Here is a 23509-nt window from a genome sequence, read left to right as displayed (position 1 = left end):
AATAGAAGAAGGTTTTAGAGATATGAAAAGCCACCGATTTGGACAGGGATTTGAATACAATAAAACGACACATAAAGAGAGATTATCTGTGTTAATCCTGCTGACAACGATTGCCCACTGGATACTGATGGTGATTGGATTAGCTGCCCGGCAAACACAGCATCATCGTCAATATCAAGCTAATAGTTTGAAAACGGATTCGGTTTTATCATTACCTTTTATTGGTTTTAGAGTCATTGCTGATAAATATGCGAAATTGAAGATAAGAGAATTTATGAAGTCTGTCAGGGCACTTCATTTATCAAGTGCTTACTTGTTTGAAACGCTATAATTTTTGTGGGGATCGTACAGGGTCAGAGCATTTGATTTCCTGTTCTTATCGAGATCCATGTTCGTAACTTTAGACTACTTCTATATCATTTACAGTGCCGGGTAAGGTGACATGTCAGGTCTCATGATTCTAATGTTATTGTTCGCTTATCTTAATTTAAATCGTTATTCTTAACCTATATATGAACGTCACTGAATTTTCAAAACGCGTCGGGTTAAATCCTCATACGGTGAGATACTACGACAAAATGGGGTTGTTAGACGATATACATCGGCTAGCTAATGGTCACCGATCATTCTCTGAGAAAGATGTGGTATGGATTGAATTTGTACAACGATTAAAAGACACCGGTATGTCTCTTGAAAAAATACTTGAGTATGCATCGCTAAGGAAAAAAGGTAGCCAGACTCTGGCTCAGCGGAAAGAGTTACTTGCAGAGCACTCAAGTAATTTAAAGCAGAAAATTTCCATCGAAAAGCAACATCTTAAAAAACTCAATGAAAAAATCGACCTTTATCAGTCGGCACTGGATGGAAAAATATCACTTGACTGAGAGTTAACTCTAAAGTTTAGCCTAGTTATCAAAGTGAAACAGCTGCTAGTAAACAGAGGCGAACCAGGCAAAATCAAGCTGATAAAAGCAAAAGAGAATTTCTTCAATCCTCCCTGATTTTGTCAGCAAATTCTTTTGGATATTTAGTATTAGATGGCTGTTCCTCTTTATCTTATTTAACTATAGCTAAGGGGCGAACTATGAACATTGAAGGTAACGAACGGTTTATTAGAGGGTGGGAAAAGCTCAAAGAAATTGATGGGGAAGCTGGTGAAAAAGTGATTCAGTCACTTAAGAATATAGCCCCCGATTTAGGTCGTTATACGATTGAGTTTGCGTTTGGTGATATCTATAGTCGGCAAGGCTTGGATTTAAAATCACGGGAAATCGCAACTGTCGCCGCTCTTTCTGCTATGGGTAATGCAGAACCCCAACTTAGAGTCCATATTAATGCTGCGTTGAACGTTGGATGCACGCCAGAGGAAATCGTGGAAATTATCATTCACATATCTGTTTACGCCGGTTTTCCAGCTGCTTTGAATGCAGCTTCTGCAGCTAAAATAGTGTTTATGGAACGAGGCATAATAGCTAATACATAACAAAGCTTTGCAATGCGTAGGCCGTTATTATGTTTTGTAGATTAATAAAACTACTAATGGAGTAGCGCTTGTTAATCGTGATAGGAGTCGGAGAAAGGTCGAGAGCAAGATAAAAATCAAACACTCTATTCTTATTGATTTGAGATGCAACCATGTGGGCCTTTAGATATAGACCCACATGTAATATCGCAGCGCGTAAGAGTTAAATGGCTAACTAAACGTGAAGACGAATGTGCAAAAGGGCTTTACAGCTTTCCATTGAGATATTGGATCTCGCCATAGCCAAAGCTCCAGTCCACATCGGTATTTGTCATGAAAGAGATCAATAAATCTTTTGGATCTAAGCCACATTGCGTATGCAGTTTGTCGGCCATTAATTCACAAAATTTCTTTTTCATCACGGTCGTGCGTGGACTCGTGAAAACTTGCACGGCAATAGCTCGTTCTGTTCGCTCGAATCCCAGACCAGTATCTTGCAAAATCATGCGGCCTGGCTTATGTTCGGTCACAATTTGATATCTATCTCTTTCGGGTACTTTAAAAGCGCTTATTACACATTCCTGCACTGTATCCATTAACACTTTAAGTTCTTCCTCGTTGCGACCTTCAGTCACATCTATACGTACTAAGGGCATTTTTTATCCTTATATTATTTAGGTGAGAATAACCAATAGGGTCAATATTAGCTTTGAACATCATATTTACTGATCGCTTGTCATTGGTGCTTTTTTATCTATCTTTTAAGTATTACCATGTTTGCTGACGTAAAGTCTGTAGCAAATATTTATCTTAAATTTGGTAACACGTTAAATCTGACAGCTTAAGTGATATTTAGTTCAGTAGCATTAAGAAGATTTATCGCATGCTATTGGATAGATTTTCTTCAATAGCAAAAAGTATTTCGTAGGTTAAATGTAAGCAACTTTGGATATTAAAAGTTAAAGACGATAAAAACACATATGGTTTAGGCTTTAAATCGTTATAAATCACATTTAATACGCTTTCTAGTACCAAGGTACAATTGTTTGATGGCGTAAATCGTTATACTCTGGCATCAAGTTAAATTAATTTAACCCTCAACAAAGCCAACCTTGGTGTGAATCAGGTACGGAAAGCTTCAGGTCTTTAATCATATAAAGATAGCTGGGTTACATAACTAAAAGGTTTATTGAATGAAATTATTGGGCAAAAAAGTATTAATCACACTTGGATTTTTGATCATGGCGCCGTTGACTGCGAATGCAGCAACCGTTCATCTTGATGCAAAAACAAACACATCTAGTAATGCTGTTGAGTTGAACCTGACAGCAGGCACTTATTCAATTAGCCCATTTAAAGATAATACTTACACAGCGTGGAATGCCTGGGGTAAAGTCCAAGGCTGTAGTAGTGATGGTACTGGCTGTTCTAAAGGCTGGATCAACAACTACTCATTCACTACGCCAGCTGGCACTACTAATATCATCACTAGTAATACTGATAGATATGAAACTGCAGATTTGGCACTATTGAATGCTGTTGGTGCAACCTTTACTTTATTAACTGATGCCACAGTTAAGTTCTTCATTAATGATAGTCAATATGGAGATAATATTGGCGGTATGTCATTAAACGTATCAGCAGTGCCTGTTCCTGCTGCAGCGTTCTTATTTGCTCCTGCATTATTAGGTTTCATGGGTTTACGTCGTAGAGTTCAAAAAACAGTCGCTTAATTCCCAGACTGTTAAACCGATTAAAGCCGTAATGATTAAGTTCATTACGGCTTTTTTATTGCCTGATTAAAAGATATGGCAAGATGATGTGTTAAATGAGCCATTTACTTTATCGCCGAGACAATAGTATTCACGGCGGTTGAGTAGAGATGAACGTCACTCACCCATAGAGTTAATTATATGAACATGGATCAAGCTGATGCCGACTCAGGCTATGCAGAAGAAACATTGACCTTTCAGCAAACGAGCGAATTGCCAGGAAAGGTATTACTTGAGTTTGGCGCGCCCTGGTGTGGACATTGTCAGGCAGCAAGTGCAGCCATAAACGAAGTGGTCAATGAGCATAGTGAGCTGAGTCATATCAAAATCTATGACGGCAAGGGCAAGCGACTGGGACGTGCATTCAAGGTCAAGCTCTGGCCGACGTTAATACTCATCCACAATGGGAAAGAAGTGGATCGTCTGGTGCGGCCATTACGTGCTGATGACGTTCGTCAATTAATGTTAAAGCCTAATAAACGCAGCAGTTGAATGTTTGATCATGTATGAGCAAATGATCCAGAGGTTCAAGCTATTTAATGATAGGTAGTTTGTGATTATCTCACTTGAACTTCATTCACTAAATTTTTGAGATAAATATACTTTGATGAGTGGTGAAGAGGAATAAGAAATCTACTTCATGTGAATGAAGATAAGACGCATTTTTGTTTTAGTCTATTTTTTAAATAAGATTCGCGGCATATCCCATAGCACATGGCAAATGCCTTATTTTTTATTGTAAAAGACTGTTTAAAGTACGGAATTCGCTTAATTCAGGACTTTTACATGGACCGTCAAAACTTTCTTTTTAAAACATTAACTAGTTTGCTGGCGTTAGCTGGTCTTGTTCCGTTTTCCGTTCACGCTGAACATGGGGCATTGCAACTTGAGAATGTTAAGGTGACGGCAGATGCCGTTGCTCCGGGAAATATTGGAATTGAAACTGACAAACAGGAAATCCGTCAGACACCTGGAGGGGTTAGCATAATTGACATGGATCAGCTAACCGAAGGTCAGGTTGACAATCTTCAAGATGCTTTTCGTTTTGTGCCGGGTGTTTGGGCGGTGAGCCCCACTGGTAGTGACAGTATTTTTCTCTCCAGTCGTGGTTCGAATCTGGATGCGACAGACTACGATACAAACGGGGTGAAATTACTCCAAGATGGGCTCTCAGTTTCTGGGGCGGATGGCAATAATCATAACCGCTTTATTGATCCTTTGAGTGCTAAATATGCGGTATTCGCCCGCGGTGCCAATGCAATGAAATATGGCGCCAGCACGCTTGGTGGCGCGGTCAATTTCATTAGCCAGACGGCTTATGATGTTTCCCCACTCACATTATCCTTTTCCGGCGGCAGCCATGGTGAGCGATTAACTCGAATGACTGCGGCACAAGTCTTTAATGACACAGCAGATGCCTTAGTCACAATTGAAAATACAGAATCGGACGGTTTTCGTGATCATTCCAGACACACTCGCACCGGTCTTTATGCCAATGGTGGTTTACGACTCAGTGATGATGTTTCTACCCGTTTTTATTTTACTAAACTGGACAGTGATGAAGAATTGGCCGGTGGCTTAACTCGTGCCCAAGTGCATGAGGACAGGTTTCAAGCGGGTTCGTCAAATAGAAGAGATGTAGGGCATTTCCAATTAGACGTCGATACCTGGCGTATTGCTAATAAAACCATCTGGGAGATTGATAATAATCGCAGCCTCGAGTTTGGTGTCTCGTATGAAGAACAGGAGTTACGCCACCCTATTGTAGTTTTCGGTCCACCGAGTTTAGGGAATGGGTTATTGATAAATAATCGCCAACGCAACCTCTCAACCATGATGCGTTATCATCATAAAGTGGGTAATCATGATTGGCTGGCGGGAGTGAATTATGGTGTGACCTGGGTGGATGGAGGTAACTATAATCATCTTTCCGGTTCCAAGAGAGACAAATGGCAAACCAATGATAATGATGCGAATACTTTAGAACTGGTTTTGTTAGACCGTTGGAATTTTGCTCAAGATTGGACTTTGGTTGCCGGTGCGCAGACCGTCAGAGCTAGCCGGGAGGTGCGTTCAACGACGTTGGCCTCTTCTGCAGTCAGGCAGGTGGAAGATGACTACCACCATATCAACCCTCGGGTTGGTCTGATTTATCAGCTAAATCAGGAGATTTCGCTTTATACCAATCTGAGTAGTCTTTACGAACCACCCACTACTTACCAACTGGATGATGGCACCAGTACTGATGCGTTGAAAGCGATGCAAGGTGAGGTGTTTGAAGTGGGGTCTCGTGGTCACCAACCACTTACAGAAAAAAGTGAGTGGGGATGGGATGTCTCTGCCTACTATGCTCAGTTGGATAATGAAATCTTGTCGGTTGAAGATCCATCTCAACCTGGTCAATTCTTTACCAGTAATGCCGATAAGACTATTCATGCCGGTATTGAAGCTTTGCTGAGTGCCGATATTGCATTAACTGATGATCGACATCATCGTCTGACACCGCTAGTTAGTATGACGTGGAATCACTTTCGCTTTGATGACGATGATGCCCTAGGTGATAACACCCTACCGGCAGCGCCAAAGTTCGCCATGCATGGTGAAATGCTCTACCGCCACAAAAATGGCTTTTACTTTGGGCCAACAATGGATTATGTCGGTGAGCGTTATGCCGATTTCGCCAATACTTACAAAATTGATTCTTACACCTTGTTTGGTCTCAAAAGTGGTTGGTCTAACGAGAAATTCAAAGTTTTTGCTGAGGTACGAAACCTGTTTGAGAGAGATTATATCGCCAGCCACAGTGTGAGAGCTGTGGCATCAGAATCCGATGCCATACTTAATCCAGGTGCGCCATTATCGGCCTATGCTGGAATCGAGTATCGTTATTAGTCATAAGGTTACGTAATGAATCGTTCACAGTGGATCAGCAAAAGTCGTGGCCTTCATCGGTTTATCGGGTGGGCCGCGGCAGGGGCGCTATTCTTATTTATCTGCTCTGGTCTGATGCACATTTTAATGGTTTGGACCGGGCCACAAGCGGCGAAGTTTTTTGGTCCGCAAAGTACCATTGAAATAGACGAACTGGGCAGGGTGCCAGCCATCCTGTCCACTCAACATCTATCTCAAGCTCAATTGATTCAGGTTGTGCCAACAGCGCAGGGTAATGCACTGCAAGTTACTGAATCATCCAAATCACGGCGCTATTTCAGTCTGCAAACAGGTAAGGAGTGGCCAAATTGTGATGAGCAACAGGCACGCTGGTTAGCACGCTATTTCACTGGGCTAGAACAGGTGCCTATCCAGTCTGTCACACTGCAGGAAAACTTTGATAATCAGTACCCTTGGGTAAACCGACTGCTACCGGTATACCGGATTACCTTTGAAACCCCCGACCAGCGTACGGCCTATATTTATACTGAATTTGCTGCCCTGGCAGGACTGACCAATAACTGGAAAAACACGGTTCAAGGTTTATTCCAGACCTTTCATACCTGGCAATGGCTGGAAGAGATTGCAGAGCCAGTACGATTGGCGTTGATGCTGACCTTGCTGGGTGCGCTAGGTGTAATGATTCTCAGCGGCTTTTCCTTTCGATTTGCCCTGCCATCAAGACGGATTCCTCAAACTGGTCGTCGTTGGCATCGTCGTTTGTCATTATGGGTGATGATCCCTTTAGTGGCATTTTTGATTAGTGGTATCTGGCATTTACTAACATACAGTGGTAATGAGCGACAGCAAGCTCTGCAACTGCCAGATGTGATCAGCTTGCCGAAAATGGGTGAGGTAGCGAGAGCAGAGTGGTTACAGGATTATCAGCAACAACCTGTTCAGGCGATTACCTTACTACAAGGTCCGGATAATCAACTTTTATATCGTATTGCGTTACCTGAGGGCAGTATGGAGCAGCATGTCGGCCATCATCAGCGTTTTGATGGACAATCTACCGAGCAACCAGCTCGTTATTATGATGTTGTTTCAGCTCAACCCGTCTCACTCACAGACTCTGAAATTGCACGATTCTGGGCTAAACGTTATAGCGGGCTGAACGACTCGGATATCGACACTATTCAGCGGATAAGTCATTTCAGCCCCGAATATGATTTCCGCAATAAGCGTTTGCCAGTCTGGCAGGTGAATTTTAATGATGACAGTAAAACCAGCCTGTTCATCGACGCCGCCAGTGGTTTGTTAGTGGATCGCTCAGATGCCAATCAGGGTCTTGAGGGGAATATCTTTTCTACTCTGCATAAGTGGGCACAACTTGGCCATTTATGGGGACAAGGTCCTCGTGATGCCTTGATGTTATGTGTCGTGCTGATCATTCTGGGATTTGCAATTGTGGGGATTCGAATGCTGCGGCGACGTTCGAATAGTCCTTAAGCTTCTTTACCAAAACAGGAAATAATATGCTTACTTTAATACGCACTGTGCTTATAGCTAGCACTCTAACATTTTGTTTATCTTTTACTAGTCAAGCAAACGATGAGAGCAGTGCTATTGAGAAGGTATTGATGGAGACATGGAACAAACCTGACACCCCACTCATAGTCAGTCCAATTGTGATCGTCGATACCTGGGCTATTGCGAGTTGGAATCAAGGAGAAAAAGGGGGTAGAGCGTTACTAAATCAGGATGATAAATGTAACTGGATAGTCTACGTTTGTGGCGGAGACACAATAAAAGACATCGACACGCTCATGAATACGGGGATGACAGCTAATCAGGCAAAAATGATTAGCCATAAAATTAATAGCGCGGAAAGTAAAATCCCAAAAGAGCGACGGGCATTATTTTCCACGTTTGATGGTGTATTGATGATGGATAATAAGCAGAAGCATATTCACCATCACTAAAACAGCTGGGCGAATTGCCGGGTGATGTTTTACTCTCTGGTGTGAGCATGCGTGCTGATGAGATTGGTTAATTAATGTCGAAAATAAACTGAGCCACTTTATATGGTCTACACCATTGTTAGCTTCTTATATAAATAACGACATAGAGACCATTACATTGTGGATGTTTTTTCTACTTTATCGTCTCGCATTAACCCTTCGTTCAACCACTCAAGCCCACCTGCAGTAACAATCGTTTTACCAGACATCAGCTCGTCAAGATTTTTAATATGCTTCTGATAAACAGCCATTTCCGTTTTTGGTATGGATTTTAGCATCGGTATTTTGGCTGTAATGGGATTAACCGGTTTGTCATTGATGTGCAGCTCATAGTGTAAGTGTGGGCCAGTACTTCTACCGGTATTCCCTGACAGGGCGATAACTTGCCCACGCGATACTTTTTGTCCTTTATGCACAAGTATTTTGCTCAGGTGTAAGTAGCGAGTCGAAAAAGCCCCGAACTCTTTAATTACAACGTATTTCCCCGCATATCGATGAGTTGCGACACGTAAAACCTGACCATCGCCAGTCGAGATAACAGGAGTACCAATGGGAGTAGCAAAATCAACCCCGTTATGTGGAGAGATTCTTTTAGTAACAGGATTCAAACGGCGAGGATTAAACGATGAACTGATTCTGAACCGTTGTTTTGTGGGGTAGCGAAGTAAAGCTGGGGTAAGGTTGTCACCTTTTTTATCGTAATAAATGCCATCGGTATGTAGATAGGCACTTAAATCCACTTTCTTGCCATTAAAGCGTATAGCAACAACGGTATTATTACCGATAGGGATGTCTTCTATAGTTTCTCTTTCCATGACCACCTGGAATTCATCACCTGCACGAAGATCACGGCGGAAATTAAGTTTGCTTTGAAGTAACTTTCTCACTGTCATAATGGTTTTATCAGTCAGTCCGGCATCGACAGCAGAAAGGTAAAAGCTGCCTTGGATAGTGCCTTTTAATACTTCTGTTTGCCATGACGTTGGTGTTAATTTTTCATCATGAATAAAGTTATTGCCATCACTTCTCTCATAAATGACCGTCTTTTTAGGATCAATCACGAGCGATAATTTGGTCAGGTTCTGCTCTTTGTCTAAAGTAAAAATAAGTTGCTGATCGGGATGTAAGACATCGGCATCGAGATAAGCCTCATCAGCTTCGAGTATGTTGTAAAGCGTATTGATGGGGATATCTAAATGATTAAAGATGATTTCCAGACTATCACCATCTTTTACCGTATAACGGATATCGTGTGATTGAGGCTCGATTGGCTCGGCAGGGACTGCTGGCAGGGTTGTATCGTCAGCCTGACTGTTCTCAGTGTGACTTGTTTCATCATCAGTAATGATGTCACCAGCGTTATTTTTATTCGCTGCTATTTCGGTTTCGTTGGTTTTGTCATCTGGGCTATCTATTAAGAAATAACCGAGCACAGCAATGAATAAAATGATGAGTCCCACATAAGTTAAACGTTTGGCATATTGGCTTGGAGGAACTGGCTTCATAGTATGTATTCAGAATCTAAAAAATTAGGCAGGAATATATCATATATATTGTTTAATATGATATATCATATCAATAAGTGTTTGTGTTACTTGATATTTTTCGAACTAATCACTCAAGTTAAAACTGAAAACCAATAGACAGTCGTTTATCTGATTTGTTCACGACTGTACAAAAAAATCTGGGTGAATTAATGAGTAGTTTGTAAGGGTAGTTTCTAAACCTTGTAACTGTGTAACGGGCAGATATAGATCTATGATGTGAGAGAAGTTGTGGCGTATTTTCAATATGAACTTATAGTGTTACACAGCAGCGTGGTTAGATGCTTAATGGTGATTATGAAAGATTGTTTCATATCACATTAAGATTGGCACCATGCTCATGTCATTGTTTTCTACCCCGATCTTTAATCAATTTATCGATTTTGGAATATGGAATTTACATATTGTATTGCTTTATTAAAGATATGATATATCATTCATTTATTTTTAAGCTGAATCCATATAATTATGAAAATCTCGCTTTCCCCAACATTACCTCTCGTTATCCCTGCTGTCTTTGCAATCAATAGCCTTCCGGTGATGGCCGATCCTTCCCGACTTGAAACCGTTGTCGTTACTGCAAGTACACGTGAGGATGATTTAAGAACAGCGCCTGCAAGTATTTCTGTGATTGATAAACATGAGCTGGAATTACGTGATGCTGATGATCTTACCGATGCCTTATCGTCGGAACCCGGTATTCAAATTACGTCTATGGGTCAAACTCGCCGTGGTATCAGTATTCGGGGTATGCCTGAGGAACATACTTTGTTTCTACTTGATGGTCAGCGTATCAGTTCCAGTAATGGTGTTATTGCTCACTCAGACTTTGAGTTGAGCTGGTTACCAAACAGTGCCATCGAGCGTATTGAAGTGGTGCGTGGCCCGATGTCGTCTTTGTATGGATCAGATGCATTAGGCGGTGTTATTAACGTCATTACCAAGGTGCCTAATGATGAATTTTCAGGCCAACTCTCCACTAGTTGGCGTGGTATTGAGGGTGAAGGCAGTGATGGCCGTACTCAAAAAACCAATGTGTATATGGGAGGCCCGATTTTAGAGGATAAACTGGCGTTCACCTTTGCCGGCCAGAAATACGACCGCAATGAGTTACCTCTAAAAGAAGATAATTTTCAATCTGAATTTGAAGGCAATGATGCCTGGTCTGGGCGTGGAAGTCTGATCTGGACGCCAGTAGAAGGTCAGCGTTTTGATTTCAGTTATAGCCGTAGTCAGGATGAGCGCCATCGTAATGTGGCTGCCCGCACAGACTATTATTTCTCTGATGATGATATTGATCGCCGTCATTATTCACTGGCTTATAAAGGGCTGTGGGATTGGGGACATAGTGAACTCAAGTTGTATCAATCTTCAATAGAGCGCGTGAACACGCGTTCAAGTAACTCTGAGGCAACCCGCCCACAAGAGGTCAAAGATAAAGTCGTTGAGGGGCATATCGGCTTACCTGTAGGTGAAGGACACTTTGTCACCGTTGGTGGGCAGTTACGTCGTGAAACCTTATATGATGATGTGGCTGGTGGCAGCAGCGGTGAAGTTTCTGCCAATCATCGTTCTGTATTTGTTCAGGACGAAATCGCTATTCTTGATAACCTGCAACTGGTGGCCGGTGTTCGGGTAGATAACCATGAAGACTTTGGTAGTGAGAGCAGCCCCCGATTGTATGCCGTCTATGAAGCCACACCAAACCTGGTAGTGAAAGGGGGCTATGGTGAAGGTTTCCGTGCACCGACACTAACAGAATTATCACCTGACTTTGCTGTATTAGCGGCTGGTGGTCGTTTCTGGGTCTACGGTAACCCGGATTTAGAACCAGAACGATCTAAAACCTTTGAAGTAGGCTTTGATTACAGCCGAGATATCTGGTCGGTTTCTGCCAATGTGTTCTACAATGATCTGGAAAACTTAGTTCAAACGGAATGCCAGAGCTCATGCGGACTCCGTGGGCGTGAAATTCGTTTATATGAAAATGTCGATGAAGCGCGTATTAAAGGTGTTGAACTTGGCATGACGCTTCAGTTTACTGACAGCGTTGATCTGAGCGCTAATTATACTTATCTGGATACTGAAGACCTTAGTACAGGTGATGAGCTTGAATATCGGGCCAAACATTCCGGCAATATCTTATTAAGCTGGCACTTCAAGCCAGAGTCCACAATAAGATGGCGTTCTGAATTTATCGGTCAGCAATATGCCGGTGATGGTGAAGATACCCCAGCCTATGATTTACACAATATCGACCTAGTCTATGCCGTGTCGAAACAAGTATCGGTTAACGCCGGTATTGAAAATCTTTTCGACGAGCGCTTACAGGAAAAATCTGATCTGTTCACCTTAACTGAGCCGGGTCGTGCATTTCGAGTCGGCCTGACCATCGGATTTTAATCACAATGATTTATCGTTTGTCCCTGCTGGTTCTTTTGCTGCTGTCTTTGGTTTGTTTAAAGGCAGTGGCAGAGGAGCCACTTTTTCGCGTCAGTGTGATGACCAATGACTTTGTGTTGCCCTCAAAACTGGAAAAGCTGCGTGGCTGGGCAGCAGAGCAACAGATTGAACTTAAGGGTTTTTATGTAGAAAACCTGAATACTGACTCTGAATGGCTTAATGCCGACTTATTATTGATTGATACACCACGAGGTAATGATCGCGCCAAGGTGATGGCGGCAATAAAAGAGAAGTTGGCAAGCACCTCGATTCCATGGCTGGCAATAGGTGGTGGGCCACCGGTATCACAACATCTGAGTAAACCCATTATGGGCCAGGTGATGGCTTATTACAGTGCGGGCGGTGAAAGCAATTTTAGACATTTATTTCAATATCTAAATGCCTGGCATCTGAAACAACCATTGGATGATATTCCCAAACCGCAACCCATGCCTGAGTCAGGTATTTATCACCCTGATGCTGGAAAAATGTTCAATAACTGGGCCGATTATATCGCCTGGGGTAAATCACGCTGGCCGTCTGATGCGCCGGTATTAGCGATTGCCATGTCGTCCACCTTTATTTCAAACAGCCAGACCATGTTCTATGACCAATTGATCCGACAGGTAGAACAGGCTGGTGGCATACCGCTGGTGTTCTGGTTTGATCGCCATCAGGCCTCAGGGCTGGAAGATATGATTGCTCAGGCTGAGCCGGTGATGTTGGTCAATACCACACATATGGTATCGGGTGAGCTACGTAAGAAAGAGTTTCAACGGCTGGATATACCTGTGGTGATTGGATTAACGTCCAGAGAGCATGATATCGAATCATGGCGGGAGGCGACGCAAGGAATCAATGCCGGCATGTCGGCGGCGATGGTATCTATTCCGGAAAGTCTGGGCATGAGTGACCCATTGGTTCTGGCTGCATTAGAAAATGGTGAGCCTGTAGCCATACCAGAACAACTTGATTTATTAGTCGGTCGTTTTATGGCACAAGCCAAACTCAAACAATTACCGCGTGAACAAATTCGGCTGGCATTAATGTTCTGGAATACGCCTGCTGGAGAAAAGAATCTTTCAGCATCAAACCTGAATATTCCTCGAAGTATTGAACAGATAAGCCAGGGCTTGATTGCTGAAGGCTATGACATAGACAGTATGACCGAGCCGCAGATTATTTCATCCGCCCATCTCATGCTGTCTGCTTATTATCATCCACAAAAACTACTGGAACTGTTGGAGAATGGTCAGGCCATGACGCTGCCTGTCGCCGAATACAAAGATTGGCTGAACACCTTACCTGACAACAGGCAGCAAGAGTTACTGAGCACCTGGGGACTGCCTGAGGATAATTGGGCCGTGCGTGATATCGATGGTCAGCCGATGTTTGTGATACCCGCGATACAAAACCAGCACTTACTTTGGCTGCCTCAGCCACCACGTGCTGATAAGCTAGGGGAAAGCACGCATGATCTCAAACAAGCACCGGGACATCTGTATTTAGCGACTTATCTTCTGCTACGTAATGCGTATCAGGCAAATGCATTAATTCACCTAGGCACCCATGGCACACAGGAATGGACGCCAGGTAAAGATCGCGGTTTGTGGGCTTATGATTATCCCAATCTGGCCGTCGGCAATATGCCGGTTTTTTACCCTTATATCCAAGACAATATTGGTGAGGCGATACAAGCAAAACGTCGTGGTCGAGCTATTACCATAAGTCATCAGACGCCACCGTATTCACCCTCTGGACTGTATGATGAATTATTAACGATTCATGATTTGATGCATCAGTATATGCAGCTCGACGAGGGTGGGGTTAAAGACCAGACTAAAAGCCAGATTATCGAGCAGGCCATTGCTTTTGATTTACATAAAGATCTAGCTTGGGATGAACAACAACTCAAACAGAACTTTGATGTATTTTTTAACGAGCTACACGATCACTTACATCAGTTAGCTCAGGCGACTACACCCGTCGGTTTACATACCTTTGGTCAAGCCGCTGAGCAGCCGTTTCGCATTGCCACGGTGATGCAGCAGTTGGGGTCACCTTTCTATGAGCGTCTGGATGTTGAGAGTAAAGAACTGTTTGCCAAGTCTTTTGATACATTAACCGAACAAAAACCGTATACATTTCTTGCCTCATTTATTGAGCAACCTGCCTTGCTTGACACCATCAAGGATGAACCGTTGAAAGACATGGTAAAGCAAGCAATTTCACATGAAAAAGCTTTGGCTGAAGATGGTGAAATAGAAGCATTGATACATGCTTTACAAGGTGGTTTTATTACGGCGGGTTTAGGCGGCGACCCAGTTCGACAACCTGACACAACAAGTGGTACGAATCTTTATGCTTTTGATCCAGAAAAGCTGCCATCAAAAGCGGCTTATGAGGCCTCAGAAGCGGTGTATCAGTCCTTGATTGATGATTACCAACAACAAAACGGACACTATCCCGATAAGTTGGCTTTCACGTTGTGGTCATCGGAAGCTATCCGTACTTATGGTTTGATGGAAGGACAGATCCTTCGGGCCCTGGGTGTGAGACCGGTGTGGAATGCCGGTGGCAAAGTGATTCGGTTTGAGATCATCCCTGATGAACAACTGAGTCAGCCGAGAGTAGATGTGGTGTTACAAGTCACCAGTGTCTATCGCGATCAGTTTGATGGGCTGATGAGAAAGCTGGCGGATGTGATTGAGCAGTTAGCCGCACAAAAGACCAGCAATAATGTGATTGCCCGTAATAGTCAGTTAATCCAACAACAATTGCTACAGCAAGGCCTATCTGAACAAGAGGCTATTCGTTATTCCCGAGCCAGGCTGTTTAGTAATCCGCCCGGTGATTATGGCAGTGGCGTCACCGATATTGCGATGGATTCCACCGCTTGGGATGACGATAAGATTTTGGCTGACACCTTTATTCAGAGCCAGTCACATATCTACACAAGCCAGGATTGGGGAACACCCGTTGATCAGCTGAATTTATTGCAATCACAGTTAACAGGCACTGATGCCGTGGTGTTGTCACGCTCATCCAATTTGCATGGTTTGTTATCGACTGATCATCCTTTTGAATATCTGGGCGGCTTGTCTGCCGTGGTCAAGCAAATTGATGGCAAAAATCCAAGTTTATATGTCAGCGACAGTCGTCAAAAACAGACCAGAATGACAGCAGCGAATCAGTTTATCAGTGATGAATTACGTACCCGTTATAAAAATCCACAATGGATTAAGGGCATGCAGAATGAAGGTTATGCCGGCACAGTTGAAATGCTGAAGATCGTCAACAATGTATTTGGCTGGCAAGTGATGGATGCCAATATGATTCGCCCAGATCAATGGCAGGCATTACATGAAACCTATGTGATGGATAAACGTGATTTAGGTCTTAATGAATGGTTTGAAGAAATGAACCCAACGGCACAGGCGCAATTAATTGAACGCATGATTGAAGCTATTCGAAAAGGCTATTGGGACGCTAGTGAGCAAACACGACAAGAGCTGGTCTCACGCTGGCAAACACTAGTCGATGAAAAGGGGGCAGATAAAGGCGCTGAAAAAACTGTTGATTATATCCAGCAAAGCTTAGTTGGCTTTGGCTTAGAGGGTATTCAGCCCGAGGCTGCCACTGGCACCACAGAAACCGTGTCTGGTCAGATTCTGGAACAACAACAGCAAAATGAAATGCCCGATTTTTATTGGCTATGGATTTTGCTGGGATTACTCAGCGTGATAAGCGCTGGTATATGTCACCGTATTTATCAATATCAACAATGGAAAATTTATGATCGCTAATTTGGACGGGCTACTTTACCAAGCCGCTAATCTGTTTTTATTGCCTGCTTTATTATTGATTATGGCAGCACTGGTTTATTGCTTATATAGCTTAGGAACCTTACTGATAGACGGCTTATATCAGCGTCGAGGTCGAGTGCAAGGCGCGCTGACATTGTTTTCCCAGCAAGCTGGGATAAATAGCGATGATTTAGAACTGTGGATCATGCAAAAACTAGAGTTACTGCGTTTGACCTCACGTGTGACTCCGCTTTTAGGACTAGTGGCGACATTGATACCGATGGGGCCTGCTTTATTGGCCTTGTCAGACAATTATACTGCAGCTGTGGGTGAAAATATGGTGGTGGCTTTTGCTGGTGTGACCCTGGCATTGATTGCAGCTAGTATCAGCTTTGTTGTGTTGAATATTCGCCGTCGGTGGCTGTTTGCAGAGCTGCGTCAAATAGAAAAGTCCTGGGATGAGGCTGAAAGATGAGGGGCCGATTTATCACAGAAGAAGATGATGACCCGATTTTATCTGTAGTCAACTTAATTGATTTATTTTTGGTTATTGCAGTAATTTTATTAATTATTGTGGTGCAAAATCCGTTGAATCCTTTTGCTGCTGAGAATGTGGTGGTGGTCGAAAATCCGGGCCAGGAAAATATGCGAATCACCATTAAAGAAGGTGAAGAGCTGACGCGTTATGAAAGCAGTGGCGAGATGGGAGAAGGCGAGGGGGTCAAAGCAGGCATAACCTATCGTTTACCTGATGGAAAAATGGTGTATGTCCCTGAGTGATGATTCGAGTCAATCAAAAGAGGATAACTGATGATTCCAAGAAGCTATGATGAGTGGTATGTGTGTATTGTTGATGAATGCAAAATAGAACTTAATCAAAATTACATCAACAAACGTTTAACTATTCTAAACAATCAAGCGCTGGAGGAAACCCGTATCTTCAGAGAAAAATACGGCGATAAACATTGGCGTGATGTGATTAGTTGGTTCAGTCGTGCCAAGCAATAGTACGCTTAAATTCTAGCTAAAAATGGGAGATATCATGAAAAAGAAAGTAATGGCACTGGCCCTGGGTTGTGTTCAGTTGTTCCCAGTTTTAGTTTTTGCTGCAGAACGTATAGAGCATGAGTCTCATGTGCATGGTCTTGTGGATATGACGGTGGTGATTGATCAGGATAAAGTGAATATCAGCCTGGATTCACCGGCGATGAATATGGTGGGGTTTGAACATAAAGCGGAATCGGAAAGCGATATAAATAAGGTGCATGAAGTGGAGGCAATCCTTAAGGCCACATCAAAACTATTCGCCATTAGAGGTGCGGATTGTGAAGGAGAGGCTGTGGTAGTGGATATTTCAGGTCTGATAGGCTCGGATGACCACGAACATCATCATGCAGATTTGGAAGCTCAGTATCAGTTTAGCTGTGACAATACCGATAATTTAACGGGTATTGACGTTTTGCTGTTGAAAGAATTTCCAGCTATTGAACGCATCAATGTTGAATGGATAAGCAATGACAAAGCAGGCGCGGCACAACTGACTCAGGATAATTCGTTTATTCCCTTAGATTAATTATCACCTTCTTTGTAGGGTTCGATGCTATTGATGTCGATAGTATAAGCCGAAGTTGCAATGTCATTTTCAGTTAGGCTGATATGGAGAGTCCCTGTCAGCCAGTAAGCTGCGTAAAGACCTACTTGAGCAAATCCTTTGTCATATTTGGCATAGATTATTTGATTAGGCGGAGGTGGGGGCGCATGAATACAGGCACCAAAAAAGGGTACTAGGAAAAACTCGGTAACCCGGTATTGGTCATCAAACTCAATGGGCACAATAAAGCCGGGTAAACGTATTTTTTGATTGTCGAAGGTTTTAACGACTTTTGTTGAAACCAGTGCTTGTTGATATTTATCATCGGCTGCCGTTTCTAAGGCACTTTGCAGTTGGCTACTTATTTGATCTTCAAAACTGCCATCTTCAATCTGATCGAGATATTCAGGTGGGTTTGATAAGGCCTCCAGGTCATCTTTAGGCATTAACTCAATCCAGTCGATGTTTCGATACTCATCGGCAATTAAAGTCTGACTGAATAAGATCATGACAAAGAAAATGAACGCGGGTATTTGTTTGGAAAAGAGCATTTGATAAAAACCCAAAGTAAATAATTATGAATGATATGCTATATCAATTAGGGTGGATTGTGGTGATTATATGACGGTTTCTGTCAAAAATTTACAATTTCAGTACAAGGCAAATGCAAAGCCCACTTTGTCTATACCCGAGTGGCAGATTCCGACAGGCGCCTCCGTTTTTATATATGGTCCTTCTGGTCATGGCAAATCCACATTACTTAATATTCTGGCGGGCATCTTGCCCTGCAAACAATCAGAAATTGAGATGGGTGGTCAGCGTTTAGATAAGATGTCAGCACGCCAGCGTGATAGATTCAGGGCGCGCCATATCGGCTATGTTTTTCAACAGTTTAATCTGATTAATTACTTGAATATTATAGATAATATCAAGCTGGCTGCTGATGTGGCTCATAAAAAAGTGAGTCGCCATGACATCACGCAATTACTGACTGCTTTGCAAATACCAGAATCAGTATGGCAGCACCCGGCAGCACAATTAAGCATCGGTCAGCAACAGCGGGTAGCCATCGCTCGGGCCTTAATCAAGCAGCCAGATTTTTTGCTGGTGGATGAGCCGACGTCATCTCTGGATAAAAACAATCGAGATGCATTTATGCAGTTATTAATGCGCCATTGTGAGGATAGGGATGTGACTCTGTTGTTTGTCAGTCATGATGAGCAGTTACAAAGGTTTTTCGAACATAGTGTTTCTCTTGAATCACTCAACCAGGTGAATTAAGTATGTTTTTCCGCTTAGCAACTCAGAGTCTTTGGCATAGAAAAGGATCGGTCATTGTCGCTTTTCTTGCTATCACCATCAGTGTGTTTATTTTGCTGGCCGTTGAGCATATACGACATCAGGTCAAACAAAACTTCAGCAGTACGATTTCAGGTGTAGATCTGATTGTTGGAGCAAGAACCGGTGATATTAATTTACTGCTGTATTCGGTCTTCAGAATCGGAGATGCAACCCAAAATATTGATTGGCAAAGCTATCAGAACATCAGTCAGCAAAAAGGTGTCGCATGGTCTGTTCCGATTTCGCTTGGTGATTCCCATAAGGGATATCGGGTGGTCGGTACCAGCAAAGAATATTTTACTTATTTCAAATACGGCCAGCGACAAGTTTTACACTTTGCTCAAGGACATGTTTTTGAAGGCGTATTTGATGTGGTGGTGGGGGCAGAGGTTGCTAAACAATTAGGCTATAAGCTCGGTTCAAAGATCATTCTGGCGCATGGTACCGCTCAGACCAGTTTCAGTATGCACGATGATACGCCATTTACCGTGGTTGGCATTCTGTCACCAACCGGCACTCCCGTTGATCGGTCGGTGTTCATTAGCTTGGGTGCGATGGAAGCTATTCATCTGAATTGGAAAAACGGTATTAGATTGCCAGGCAAAACGGTGAAACTTGACGAACTGACAGAGCAATATCTGCAGCCAAAGACCATCACGGCATTTATGTTGGGTCTGAAAAATAAAATCACCACTTTTCACCTGCAAAGAGAAATCAATAATTATCAGCCTGAAGCCTTATCTGCCATTATTCCCGGCGTCACGCTTTCACGTTTATGGCAGATGCTATCCAGTGTAGAAATGGCTTTATCGCTAATCTCATTGATGGTGTTGCTTGCAGCCTTATTGGGTCTGGCGGCGATGTTGTTGTCATCGATAAGAGAAAGACTCAGAGAGATCGCCGTATTAAGAGCCTTAGGTATGGGCCCTTGGCGGATTTTGTTATTGATTGAGCTGGAAGCGGTGTTAATTACCGGTGCTGCTGTCGTTTCAGCATTTTTATTGCTGATGTTAATTATCAATGGTTGGGGCGATGCCATATTAGCGAATTATGGCATCGCGGTGTCTGGCAATCTGTTTACATTATCCAATCTCTATCTGTGCCTGGGCGTGTTTGCCAGTGGCGTGGTCATTGCGCTTATTCCCGCTATAACAGCCTACACACGCGCTTTACACTCGCGTCTAACAGAAAACTAATTGTGTCGACCAGCCAACTAAAGAAGTAATGATAATCGATAGTTGATAAATAAAGGAAGTAGGCTGATTATCTTCATAAGCTTAAAATTATTTAAATATCAGACTGTTATGTGAGGTGGGTATCCGTTTACTTAAACCCAGTTCTGAAAGAAGCTATTGATGTAATAGCCACCGACAGTCAACATTACAAACAATAACAATCCCAATAAAATCGGTTTCAATCCTGCTTGTTTAATCGCTCCCAAGTGGGTTCTGAGTCCCAGGGCGGTCATTGCCATGGTCAGAAACAGAGTATCTATCGAGATGAGAACCTTATGTAACAACGGACTCATTTCAACCACAGAGTTAAATGCCGTCACCACAATGAATAACACGGCAAACCAGGGAATAGTGATAGGAGCACGTTGTCCGCTATGTTCAGAATGTGTTTTGTTGGCAGCAAGTTGTCCGATTAACAATAAGAAAGGGGCCAACATCATCACACGCAGCATTTTTTCGATTAATGCGGTATTGGCTGCAGTATCACTTACCGCCTTACCCGCTGCTACAACCTGGGCAACTTCATGAATAGTCGATCCCACAAATATTCCATAGTGCTGTTCAGATAATCCCAGATATGGATACACCAGTGGATAAACAAACATCGATATCGTGCCAAAGATAACTACTGTGGCGACAGCAACGGTCACTTTATGTGCCTGTGCCTTGATAACAGGTTCGGTTGCCATTACAGCCGCTGCACCACAGATGGAACTACCTGCACCAATCAAAATAGCGGTTTCTTTGTCGAGCTTGAATAGATGACGACCAGCATAATAGGCAAGCGTAAAAGTCAGAGTCAGCACGGCAATATCAATACAAATACCGCTGACACCAATATTCATAACTTGCTGGAAGGTAATTCTGAATCCGTACAGAATGATCCCGGCACGTAATAACCTATTTTTGGAGAAGTCGACGCCAACGCTGGTTTGTTCTGCGATATGTGGAAAAACGGTATTACCGATAATCATGCCAAGCAGAATTGCAATCGTCAGTGCACTTAGACCCAGTTGATTAAACATCGGCAATTTTGCAGCCAGCATGCCTGCAACAGAGAGAACCACGACGAGTAACAAACCCGACAACATCTTGGCATCGAAAATGTGACTAACAGGAGAGGAGATATTTGATGTGTTATGCATAAGGCACCCAGTTATTTTTTATTGCCAATATTAGGGTGTAATATGCTATAAATCTAATACATATATTTTATTATCCTATAACTTTTTTATATATGAACCTAAATCATCTACGTCATTTTTACTCTGTTGCCAAAGAAGGAAGTTTTTCATCAGCTTCTCAAAAGTTATTTGTCAGTCAGCCTGCCGTTTCAAAATCGGTCAGTGAGCTGGAGAAGTTTTTTGGTGTCTCCTTACTTAGCCGATCTACCAAGGGGCGGAATATGCGGCTGACCCCTGAAGGACGACGTTTATTTGAATATGCCCGGAGTCTGTTTGCGATAGAACGGACAGCCACTGACGATATGCAGGCACTGAAGCAGCTTCATGATGGCGTACTGCGTCTGGGAACAACAGCCACCATCGCTAATTATTGGTTGGCACCGTATATAAAACATTTCAAATCGCTCTATCCCAATATTCTTTTGTCTGTACAGGTAGCTTCAGCAACGGTTATCGGTGATGCCTTGATCGACTATGAAATTGATTTGGGGATCATTGAAGGTGAAGAACCATCATCACCACTGATTAAAACGGTGCAATGGTTTGATGAGGATATGGCATTTATCACGGCATATACTGGAGACAAGTCAACAATAATGACTAAGTCAGAACAGCAAAAATCTGTCTGGTTGTTAAGAGAGCATGGATCAATGACTCGTGACTTGGTTGAACGTATTCTGTCTGACAACCAAATTAAACCTCACAAGATCATAGAAATTGGTAGTAATGAAGCTATAGCTAGACATGTAGCTGCCGGACTTGGTGTATCACTATTACCTAAAGCAACGGTAGCAGATCTGATTCAGTTAAACGCGCTGACCGAAATTAAGTTGAAGAACGCAAAAAATATGCATCGACCGCTGCTGATTCTGAATCATCCTGATGATAATCTACAATCTTTTGCAGCGAGCGCATTCCAGACTTTTTTATTACAAAAAAATACAACTATATAAATTGGGATGAATGTTTAGGCCGATAGTTTTCATAAGGCCAACTCACTAAAGTTATTGTCAGAGCTAAAAAGTTGGAGTGCTTAGACTGGGTATTAACTCTCTTGAAGAGTCGTATAAGTGCTATCTGAAATTAAGCCGCTGGGTTCATATGTGAACTAGTACAGGAGCTTTAACCGTTAAAAAATTCTGATAACGACTAGAGCTTATCTCAGTAGGTTTTGATGATTGTTAATTCATCTTGTTTCGTTTTGTATAACTTCAAGCCACTGTAAGAAGTGACACCTGAGTTACACGGAAACAAAAAAGCCTCAAAGAATGACTCTTTGAGGCTTTATATATTCTTTGGCTCCCCGAGCTGGACTCGAACCAGCGACCCAATGATTAACAGTCATAAATTCCTCATATGGGTAACTTTTTAAAAATTCTCAAAATATTAACATTGACAGTGGTTTATGGAAAAATGTTGTTAAAGGTTATTCATTCTAAATAACCTTAAATACTTGTAAATCACCACAAGAAGTTACACTGGAGTTACACTGAGGATTAGCATGACAAATAAAATTACATTTACACAGGCCCGTCTAAAAAATATTCCACCCCCTGATTTAGGTAGGGTCGATTACGTTGATAGCGAGCAATCTAAGCTTATCTTTCGTATCAGTCATACTGGTAATCGTTCTTTTATGGTCAGGAAAAGAGCTAATGGCAAGTTACGGAATGTAACTATAGGGAAGTTTTCAGATTGGAATGTTAAAGATGCCCGCATCGAAGCTCAACGTATTTTGCTTGAGCTGGCTCGAAACGAAGATCCCATATCTAATAAGCGAAAAATGCGAGCGAGAAAAACAACCTTAGATGAGTTGCTGACGCTTTATTTAGATAATCGCTCACTAAAGCCTAAAACAATAGAAGACTATCAGTACAAAATACATAAAGGGGCTGATCCAGATAACTAGCCCATATTCGCTTTAACCCATTGAGTTAATTGTTTTAATTGACTCTTTGGGTCACTGTTATTAAATCGCCACTCACACTCTTTCAAAAACAAGTGAAAATGCTCCTTTGGAATACCGTTAAATCGCCGTAAGTGGCGCTTAGCTTGATTCCAAAAATTCTCAATACCATTGATATGATTTTGCTTATCGGCAAAAAGCTTACTATGGTTAATACGATAGTGTTTAAATTCGCTTACATCTAACGCATTATAACTGCGCCAAGTATCGGTATAGACAATACTGTCAGGTTTCACCGTCTGTCTAATAATGGGTATCAAGGTTGTCTCTT

22 protein-coding genes, 1 tRNA gene, 1 pseudogene and 1 riboswitch are annotated in these 23509 nt (G+C 42.5%); of the genes and pseudogenes, 18 read left to right on the top strand and 6 right to left on the bottom strand.

Features of this window, described 5'->3' with window-relative positions; all coding sequences use genetic code 11:
- From BM232_RS14225 to BM232_RS14215, 3 genes and pseudogenes are all read left to right on the top strand, one after another.
- Positions 1-331: pseudogene (locus BM232_RS14225) on the top strand (hypothetical protein); the annotation flags it as partial.
- Positions 332-512: 181 nt separating this feature from the next.
- Positions 513-884 (top strand): MerR family transcriptional regulator, encoded by a 372-nt coding sequence (locus BM232_RS14220; RefSeq protein WP_091716041.1) that lies wholly within the window; start codon positions 513-515, stop codon positions 882-884.
- A 200-nt stretch (positions 885-1084) separates the two neighbouring features.
- Positions 1085-1483: a carboxymuconolactone decarboxylase family protein gene (locus BM232_RS14215; protein WP_091716039.1), complete on the top strand. Its 399-nt coding sequence runs from the start codon at positions 1085-1087 to the stop codon at positions 1481-1483.
- A 245-nt stretch (positions 1484-1728) separates the two neighbouring features.
- Here the strand turns inward: BM232_RS14215 and BM232_RS14210 are convergent, their stop codons facing one another.
- On the bottom strand, positions 1729-2118 hold the full coding sequence (locus BM232_RS14210; RefSeq protein ID WP_091716037.1) for a tautomerase family protein: 390 nt from the start codon (positions 2116-2118) through the stop codon (positions 1729-1731).
- A 439-nt stretch (positions 2119-2557) separates the two neighbouring features.
- A riboswitch (cyclic di-GMP riboswitch) is annotated at positions 2558-2639 on the top strand.
- Between the two features lie 16 nt (positions 2640-2655).
- Here BM232_RS14210 and BM232_RS15160 point away from each other — a divergent pair.
- The 5 genes from BM232_RS15160 to BM232_RS14185 all read left to right on the top strand — a co-directional run bounded on the left by BM232_RS15160 (position 2656) and on the right by BM232_RS14185 (position 8090).
- A complete protein-coding gene (locus BM232_RS15160; protein ID WP_091716034.1) occupies positions 2656-3195 on the top strand; it encodes a hypothetical protein in 540 nt (179 codons plus the stop codon).
- Between the two features lie 180 nt (positions 3196-3375).
- Positions 3376-3726: a thioredoxin family protein gene (locus BM232_RS14200; protein WP_091716032.1), complete on the top strand. Its 351-nt coding sequence runs from the start codon at positions 3376-3378 to the stop codon at positions 3724-3726.
- Positions 3727-4020: 294 nt separating this feature from the next.
- The gene (locus tag BM232_RS14195) at positions 4021-6126 is read left to right on the top strand and encodes a TonB-dependent receptor family protein (protein WP_091716029.1); all 2106 of its coding nucleotides are present in this window, start codon (positions 4021-4023) and stop codon (positions 6124-6126) included.
- 15 nt (positions 6127-6141) lie between these two features.
- A complete protein-coding gene (locus tag BM232_RS14190) occupies positions 6142-7617 on the top strand; it encodes a hypothetical protein (RefSeq protein WP_091716026.1) in 1476 nt (491 codons plus the stop codon).
- A 26-nt stretch (positions 7618-7643) separates the two neighbouring features.
- Positions 7644-8090, top strand: coding sequence for a copper uptake system-associated protein (locus BM232_RS14185; protein WP_091716024.1), 447 nt, complete (start codon positions 7644-7646; stop codon positions 8088-8090).
- Between the two features lie 152 nt (positions 8091-8242).
- Here BM232_RS14185 and BM232_RS14180 read toward each other — a convergent pair whose 3' ends face one another.
- Positions 8243-9634: a peptidoglycan DD-metalloendopeptidase family protein gene (locus tag BM232_RS14180; protein WP_091716021.1), complete on the bottom strand. Its 1392-nt coding sequence runs from the start codon at positions 9632-9634 to the stop codon at positions 8243-8245.
- 507 nt (positions 9635-10141) lie between these two features.
- Here BM232_RS14180 and BM232_RS14175 point away from each other — a divergent pair.
- Genes BM232_RS14175 through BM232_RS14150 form a run of 6 tightly spaced genes read left to right on the top strand, consistent with a single transcriptional unit; the run spans position 10142 to position 17494 of the window.
- Positions 10142-12076 carry a TonB-dependent receptor domain-containing protein gene (locus BM232_RS14175; RefSeq protein WP_091716019.1) on the top strand — a complete coding sequence of 645 codons (1935 nt, stop codon included), beginning with the start codon at positions 10142-10144 and terminating at the stop codon, positions 12074-12076.
- Between the two features lie 5 nt (positions 12077-12081).
- Positions 12082-15921, top strand: a complete 3840-nt coding sequence (gene cobN / locus BM232_RS14170; protein WP_091716018.1) for a cobaltochelatase subunit CobN — start codon at positions 12082-12084, stop codon at positions 15919-15921.
- On the top strand, positions 15911-16396 hold the full coding sequence (locus BM232_RS14165) for a MotA/TolQ/ExbB proton channel family protein (protein WP_091716016.1): 486 nt from the start codon (positions 15911-15913) through the stop codon (positions 16394-16396). The genes cobN and BM232_RS14165 overlap by 11 nt, the downstream gene beginning before the upstream one ends.
- Entirely contained in the window at positions 16393-16701 is a 309-nt protein-coding gene (locus BM232_RS14160) for a DUF2149 domain-containing protein (RefSeq protein ID WP_091716013.1), read from the top strand. Before BM232_RS14165 ends, BM232_RS14160 begins: the two co-directional genes overlap by 4 nt.
- A 30-nt stretch (positions 16702-16731) precedes the next feature.
- On the top strand, positions 16732-16929 hold the full coding sequence (locus BM232_RS14155) for a hypothetical protein (RefSeq protein ID WP_091716010.1): 198 nt from the start codon (positions 16732-16734) through the stop codon (positions 16927-16929).
- Positions 16930-16963: 34 nt separating this feature from the next.
- Positions 16964-17494, top strand: a complete 531-nt coding sequence (locus tag BM232_RS14150) for a ZrgA family zinc uptake protein (RefSeq protein ID WP_177207342.1) — start codon at positions 16964-16966, stop codon at positions 17492-17494.
- Here the strand turns inward: BM232_RS14150 and BM232_RS14145 are convergent.
- Positions 17491-18063, bottom strand: a complete 573-nt coding sequence (locus tag BM232_RS14145) for a DUF3299 domain-containing protein (RefSeq protein ID WP_218153350.1) — start codon at positions 18061-18063, stop codon at positions 17491-17493. The genes BM232_RS14150 and BM232_RS14145 overlap by 4 nt on opposite strands.
- A 70-nt stretch (positions 18064-18133) precedes the next feature.
- Here BM232_RS14145 and BM232_RS14140 point away from each other — a divergent pair, with 70 nt between their 5' ends.
- Positions 18134-18793 carry an ABC transporter ATP-binding protein gene (locus BM232_RS14140; protein ID WP_091716004.1) on the top strand — a complete coding sequence of 220 codons (660 nt, stop codon included), beginning with the start codon at positions 18134-18136 and terminating at the stop codon, positions 18791-18793.
- A 2-nt stretch (positions 18794-18795) separates the two neighbouring features.
- Complete coding sequence (locus tag BM232_RS14135) at positions 18796-20049, top strand: ABC transporter permease (RefSeq protein ID WP_091716002.1); 1254 nt, start codon at positions 18796-18798, stop codon at positions 20047-20049.
- Between the two features lie 131 nt (positions 20050-20180).
- Here BM232_RS14135 and BM232_RS14130 read toward each other — a convergent pair whose 3' ends face one another.
- Positions 20181-21233 carry a YeiH family protein gene (locus tag BM232_RS14130; RefSeq protein ID WP_091716000.1) on the bottom strand — a complete coding sequence of 351 codons (1053 nt, stop codon included), beginning with the start codon at positions 21231-21233 and terminating at the stop codon, positions 20181-20183.
- Positions 21234-21325: 92 nt separating this feature from the next.
- On the opposite strand from BM232_RS14130, the gene BM232_RS14125 reads away from it, so the two are divergent.
- Positions 21326-22225: a LysR family transcriptional regulator gene (locus BM232_RS14125; protein WP_091715997.1), complete on the top strand. Its 900-nt coding sequence runs from the start codon at positions 21326-21328 to the stop codon at positions 22223-22225.
- A gap of 343 nt (positions 22226-22568) precedes the next feature.
- Here the strand turns inward: BM232_RS14125 and BM232_RS14120 are convergent.
- Positions 22569-22633: transfer RNA gene (locus BM232_RS14120), tRNA-Ser, on the bottom strand.
- 140 nt (positions 22634-22773) lie between these two features.
- Here BM232_RS14120 and BM232_RS14115 point away from each other — a divergent pair.
- Positions 22774-23181, top strand: coding sequence for an Arm DNA-binding domain-containing protein (locus BM232_RS14115; protein ID WP_091715994.1), 408 nt, complete (start codon positions 22774-22776; stop codon positions 23179-23181).
- On the opposite strand, the gene BM232_RS14110 is transcribed toward BM232_RS14115, so the two are convergent.
- A partial coding sequence (locus BM232_RS14110; RefSeq protein WP_143092301.1) for an IS1595 family transposase occupies positions 23178-23509 on the bottom strand: 332 nt, incomplete at its 5' end. The genes BM232_RS14115 and BM232_RS14110 overlap by 4 nt on opposite strands.

Origin of the sequence: Methylophaga sulfidovorans, assembly GCF_900114205.1 — a bacterium.
In the GTDB taxonomy this organism is placed as follows: domain Bacteria; phylum Pseudomonadota; class Gammaproteobacteria; order Nitrosococcales; family Methylophagaceae; genus Methylophaga; species Methylophaga sulfidovorans.
The sequence above is the reverse complement of the archived record's forward strand: the minus strand, read 5'-3'. Positions and strand labels throughout refer to the sequence as shown.